Here is a 1,535-nt window from a genome sequence, read left to right as displayed (position 1 = left end):
CCGGCCGCGCTCGACGGTGCTGCCCTGCGCGCCGGGGTCGCGTCGGCGCGACGCGTCGTCGACTTTCTCGACGGACGCAGCGAAAGCGCCGGCGAATCCCTCGGCCGCCTCCGGCTCCGTTCGGCCGGAATCCCCGAACCGAGCCTGCAACGCGAGTTGTTCACACCCGACGGCACCTTCGTCGCCCGCGTCGACTTCTTCTGGGAAGAACTCGGCATCGTCGGCGAATTCGACGGTATGGGTAAGTACGGCGCCGGGGATCCTGCGTCGACGGCAGAGTCCGTCCGCCAGGAAAAGCTGCGCGAGGACGCAATTCGCGGCCTGGGATTCGAGGTCGTGCGGTGGACGTGGGCGGAGCTGTTCCGCTTCGACGTCGTCGCGGATCGCTTCGCGCGAGCCGTCGAGCGCGCCCGCCACCCGCACCCGCCGACGGCGAAGACACCGGCGCGATGCATGCCGCGCGCCGCAGTCCGCCCGGCACGCGGCTGAAACCCGTGCCCAGTGCGCAGCTGAAACCGGAACCTGGCGCGCGGGTGCATCAGACGCCGGCGAGCACACCTTCCGCACTGCGCACCGCGACCGATGCGGCCCGTGCGGTGAACGGGTCCAGCAGCGGGTGCTCGGCCCGCGCGCGCCACGCACGAACCGCCGCGACGCCCGCGGCACGGACCTGGGGGGCGGGGGCGTCGTCGGGCAATCCCAGTCGTTGCCGCGGCTCGATCCCGAAACCCCCGACGAGGCGCTGCAGCTCGAACAGCTCCTCGTCGTCGAGCGCGACGGGACGCGAGCGCAACCGGCCGAGCAGGCGAAGTTCGACGAACCCGTGTCCGTCGGCGAGTTCACGTTGCACCGACGCGAGCAGGTGCCGGTCGCCGTACGCACGCAGCACCCGCCCGAGCGACAGCAGCGCCGAATGGGTCTTGAGCTGATCGGCGCGCTGCCCGAACTGGACGTCGATCACCTGCCGCAGCTCGTCGAGCCCGCTGCGCGCGAGCAGTTCCGCGGCGAGCGTCGGGGAGTCACGGACCCCCAGCTGCACGAGCGCGACGGCCATCCGGATACCGAAGAGCCCGAACCGGTCCGCGAGCTGCGCGCGCAACTCGGGGTCGACGGGCAGTGGCATGTCCGGACGCGAGAAGCGGTCGACGGACAGCATCGCCGCCTGCAGATCGGCGGCCGGGACGCCGGCGAGCGCCTCGAATGCGGCGAATTCGCGTTGGCGCAGGGTTCGCGCACCGAGCGCGAGCAGGCCCGCGACCGGAACAACCGCCTGACACAGCGCGGTGCGTTCGAGTTCCCCGGCGAAGCGGGACGCGACGTCCTTCGCCGACATCATCGCGTCGGCGCGGCCGGCACCGATCTCGTCGGCTCGGGAGACGACACCGATCACCCCGAGCGGCCCGGACTCCCCTCCGACGTGGCGGCCGATGCGGTCGAGGAACTGCACGTCGGCGGCACCGAGGGTGCGCATCAGGTAGACGACGGCGTCGGCGCCGGACGCCGCGTCGTCCGGGGTGAGCAGGTCCAGCGTGCGG

The 1,535-nt window shown here is 72.3% G+C and carries 1 protein-coding gene and 1 pseudogene; one reads left to right on the top strand and one right to left on the bottom strand.

The genetic code is table 11. The features are described from left to right. Positions 1-489 (top strand): annotated as a pseudogene (locus I0Q12_RS32010) (hypothetical protein); the annotation flags it as partial. Between the two features lie 49 nt (positions 490-538). Here I0Q12_RS32010 and I0Q12_RS05205 read toward each other — a convergent pair. Next, positions 539-1,535: Isoniazid-inducible protein iniC (locus tag I0Q12_RS05205; RefSeq protein ID WP_231610044.1), on the bottom strand; the 997-nt coding region annotated here is incomplete at its 5' end.

Origin of the sequence: Rhodococcus sp. CX (genome assembly GCF_015865005.1) — a bacterium.
Classification (GTDB): domain Bacteria; phylum Actinomycetota; class Actinomycetes; order Mycobacteriales; family Mycobacteriaceae; genus Rhodococcus.
Note: the sequence above shows the minus strand (reverse complement) of the source record. Positions and strands in the feature narration are given on the sequence as shown.